Genomic DNA, 3,589 nt, shown 5'->3' on the forward strand with positions numbered 1-3,589 from the left:
GTCTTCCTCACCGGCGGCACCTCCTTCGTTCCCGCCGTGCGCGACATCTTCCACCGCCGCTTCGAGGCAAGCCGCATCGAAACCGGCGGCGAACTCGTGTCCATCGCCCATGGACTGGCACTGATCGGCGAGCGCGACGACATCGACCAATGGGTGGCTTAAGCCGGTGCGGGTCAGACGTCGACCAGCCGAACCTCAAGCCTTTTGCCGACTGACCTTGCAGCGCGCTCGAGCGTATCAAGTGAAACCGCCACATTCTGCGGATCAAGGACACGCTCGACCTGTGTGCGGCTTGTTCCCATCTTCACAGCCATCTCGGACTTCGAGATAGATTGCTGTTTTCGAGCATCCTCAATTTGCCATGCGAGAATCCGCTTTAGGGCTTCTCCGTAAACATCGTCCCGCTCCCCGAGGTCATCGAGAAATTCTTCAAGACTGCTACCGATGGACGGCTTCACTTCGCTCATATTACAGCTCTCGAATTAGAGGTAGCTCAGCTGGTGCTGTAGGTAAGCGTTCTAGAGTTTAGACAAAACAACAACCAGCAGGATCGGGTTGAGCTTCACTCCCGATTGTCTACTATAACGCGACATTGAATACGGAGGCGCATGTGAAATTTCCTGTGACTCTCTTACTTCTTTTGGCTCAGCCAGCGATGGCTGCGGAGCTCACGCCTCGCGACTACTCGCCTACAGATACAGCATCCATACGTACAATCGCTATAAAGCGAGACCCCGGTTACAATGTAGTTGTTGTAGGTATCGCCAATCGGTCGACAGTGCCGTTTAATGTCAACTATGCCTGCACCCTGATTGATTCAACGGGCCAACCCTTTGGCACAACAGGAGGCACGGCCAACGCTGTCCCTCCCTCCCAGGAGATAATCTCCGAAAGCATATCGTTTGCCGAAGATGCAGCGGGCGCAGCTTGCCGTATCGAGTTCACACTCCCCCTCAACTGATCTCGCCGAACGGGGCGACTAGAAGCAAACAGTAATACTGAGTTGACGGGGTAGCATAGTCGTGGCGTGGCCGAATTGGATTTCATCGCTCGTCCTGTACCCAGATCATGCACAGTGCAAATAAGTAAGAGGTAAGGGGCAAGCCGAGCCCATCTGGCGAAGCAGGTTAGCGGTCGGCTATCGGTAGCGGACAAGATGAACCGCTGTGAGCTTCTATGTCTGCGCCTAGCTCTGGAACTAGAACTTTCCATATGATCGAGGCCGTTGCGGACCGTTTTGAGGGCGCACCCCGGCAGCTTCGCCGACGCTGGTCGGATGACTTTAAAGCGCGGGCGGTGGCAGAGACACTTGAGCCTGGTTCGAGCGTCTCAGCGATTGCACGTCGGCTCGATATCCATCCGTCACAACTATTTGGCTGGCGTCGCGCCGCGCTTGGCCCTCACAAGGAGAGCACAGGCTCGAGCGGTCATAAGGCAATCACGCCATCAGCAGGCGTTGCGATAATCGAAGTTCTGATTGGCGATGCTGTCGTGCGCGCTCCCATCGATGCTGACGAAGCTCATCTGCAGCGCGTGATCCGGGCGGTTCGCTCAGCATGATCCCCGCAGGTGTAAAAGTCTTCCTCGCCAGCCATCCCATCGACTTCCGCAAAGGACCGGACAGCTTGCTGTCGCTGGTACGAGATGCTGGCAGTGATCCGTTTAACGGCTCGCTGTATGTGTTCCGTGCAAAGCGGGCCGACCGGGTCAAGATCGTCTGGTGGGATGGATCAGGGATCTGCCTCTACTCGAAACGGTTGGAGAAGGCGCAGTTCTGCTGGCCTCGGATCGGCCACAACCGGGTGCAGCTCAATCATGCCCAGCTCATGGCGCTCGTTGACGGCATGGACTGGAAACGGGTCCGCTCGGTAGCGGTAAAGCCGCCGGAGATTGTTGGGTAAAGTGCTGCGGCGAAGTGAATCAACCGTCTGAAAGGGCAGGAAAACCGGAGCAAAATATGCTCTGGTAGGCGCTATGACGCCGCCCGATTTGCAGCTCCCGGATGATGTAGAGACCCTGAAGGCCATGGTCCTTGCCATGGCCGAGAAGGCTGCGCGCACCGACGCTCTCGAGAGCGAGGTCGCAGATCTGAAGGCCAGAAACGCCGATGCTGATGAACGCATCGAACGACTCACCCAGATCCTGAAAGCCTTCGATCGTGCCCGCTTTGGCCGGCGATCGGAGAAGCTCGCATCTCCGACCATCGATGATGAGCAACAGGCTTTTGTCTTCGAGGAAATCGAGACCGGGATTGCTGGAATCCGAGCCCAGGTGAACAAGAGCGTCACCCATCCCGATGGCAAACGTCCGCCGCGACCGCGCAAGGGCTTTGCACCTCATCTGGAACGGGTCGAAGTCGTGATCGAGCCAGACGAACTGCCCGAGCATGTCGGCAAACAGAAGGTTCTGATCGGTGAGGACGTCTCGGAGCGGCTGGACGTCGTGCCGGCGAAGTTCCGCGTCATCGTCACCCGCCGGCCGAAGTATGCCTTCAAAAACGAAGACGGCGTCGTACAGGCAGCCGCGCCCGCGCATATCATCGAGGGCGGCATTCCGACGGAAGCGCTTCTCGCCCAGATCGCGGTCTCGAAGTATGCCGATGGCCTTCCGCTCTATCGGCAGGAGGCAATCTATGCCCGCGACAAGGTCGAGCTTGACCGGAAACTGATGGCTCAATGGATGGGCAAGCTCGGCTTCGAGCTTGATATCTTGGCCGACTACATCCTCGCCGAGATCAAGACGGCGGAGCGCATCTTCGCTGACGAGACGACGTTGCCCACGCTCGCGCCCGGATCCGGATCGGCAAAGACGGCATGGCTATGGGCTTATGCCCGGGATGACAGACCCTTCGGTGGCAGTGGTCCGCCGATGGTCGCCTATCGCTTCGAAGATAGCCGCGCTGGCGATCGGGTCGCCCGGCATCTGAGTGGCTATCGCGGTATCCTTCAAGTTGACGGGCATGGTGCCTACAACAAGCTTGCCCGATCCGACGGCGGCAATGATGGCGTGATACTGGCCGGCTGCTGGTCCCATAGCAGGCGCAAGTTCTACGAGCTCCACGCTTCGGATAGTTCCAGGATCGCCACCGAGACGGTGGAGCTGATGGCAAAGCTCTGGGAGGTGGAAGCAGCGGCCCGGGGACAGAGCCCTGACGGCCGTGTCGCGGCGCGCCAGGCGACATCTGCTGCTGTAGTCAACGAGCTCTTCGCCCTCTGGCAGAAGACCCTGCCGCGGATCTCCGGCAAGTCGAAGCTCGCCGAGGCGATCCGCTATGCCACCTCGCGTCGCTCCATCTTCGAGCGCTTCCTCTCCGACGGCCGCATCGAGCTCGACTCCAACATCGTTGAGCGCGCCATCAGGCCCCAGACAATTACGCGAAAGAACAGTCTCTTCGCTGGCAGCGATGGCGGCGGAAGGACCTGGGCGACAATCGCCACGCTCCTTCAGACGGCGAAGATGAACAACGTCGATCCGCAGGCCTGGCTCACCCTGACCCTCGACCGCATCGCCAACGGCTGGCCCAGCAGCGATCTCGAGGCACTCATGCCCTGGAACTACGAAGCCTGAACGGCCTCAGCTCGCCGCTTAC

At 59.1% G+C, this 3,589-nt stretch carries 4 protein-coding genes and 1 pseudogene; 4 read left to right on the forward strand and 1 reads right to left on the reverse strand.

Annotated features, from left to right (window positions below; translation table 11 throughout):
- Positions 1 to 162, forward strand: a pseudogene (locus ACOVQ0_RS06210) (Hsp70 family protein); the annotation flags it as partial.
- Between the two features lie 11 nt (positions 163 to 173).
- On the opposite strand, the gene ACOVQ0_RS06215 reads toward ACOVQ0_RS06210, so the two are convergent.
- The gene (locus tag ACOVQ0_RS06215; protein ID WP_298468906.1) at positions 174 to 467 is read right to left on the reverse strand and encodes a Fis family transcriptional regulator; all 294 of its coding nucleotides are present in this window, start codon (positions 465 to 467) and stop codon (positions 174 to 176) included.
- A gap of 745 nt (positions 468 to 1,212) precedes the next feature.
- Between ACOVQ0_RS06215 and ACOVQ0_RS06220 the strand changes: the two genes are divergently transcribed.
- From ACOVQ0_RS06220 to tnpC, 3 genes are all read left to right on the forward strand, one after another.
- Positions 1,213 to 1,560 (forward strand): transposase, encoded by a 348-nt coding sequence (locus ACOVQ0_RS06220; RefSeq protein WP_421881604.1) that lies wholly within the window; start codon positions 1,213 to 1,215, stop codon positions 1,558 to 1,560.
- Positions 1,557 to 1,901: an IS66 family insertion sequence element accessory protein TnpB gene (gene tnpB, locus ACOVQ0_RS06225; protein ID WP_298463963.1), complete on the forward strand. Its 345-nt coding sequence runs from the start codon at positions 1,557 to 1,559 to the stop codon at positions 1,899 to 1,901. The genes ACOVQ0_RS06220 and tnpB overlap by 4 nt, the downstream gene beginning before the upstream one ends.
- Positions 1,902 to 1,974: 73 nt before the next feature.
- The gene (gene tnpC, locus ACOVQ0_RS06230) at positions 1,975 to 3,567 is read left to right on the forward strand and encodes an IS66 family transposase (protein ID WP_298463960.1); all 1,593 of its coding nucleotides are present in this window, start codon (positions 1,975 to 1,977) and stop codon (positions 3,565 to 3,567) included.
- Positions 3,568 to 3,589: the final 22 nt, after the last annotated feature.

This window comes from Novosphingobium sp., assembly GCF_049240505.1.
Taxonomy (GTDB): domain Bacteria; phylum Pseudomonadota; class Alphaproteobacteria; order Sphingomonadales; family Sphingomonadaceae; genus Novosphingobium.

Bases quoted from the DNA above. Each gene is read 5' to 3' on its own strand.
- ACOVQ0_RS06215 (WP_298468906.1), bottom strand. From the start codon at position 467: ATGAGCGAAGTGAAGCCGTCCATCGGTAGCAGTCTTGAAGAATTTCTC.
- ACOVQ0_RS06220 (WP_421881604.1), top strand. From the start codon at position 1,213: ATGATCGAGGCCGTTGCGGACCGTTTTGAGGGCGCACCCCGGCAGCTT.
- tnpB (WP_298463963.1), top strand. From the start codon at position 1,557: ATGATCCCCGCAGGTGTAAAAGTCTTCCTCGCCAGCCATCCCATCGAC.
- tnpC (WP_298463960.1), top strand. From the start codon at position 1,975: ATGACGCCGCCCGATTTGCAGCTCCCGGATGATGTAGAGACCCTGAAG.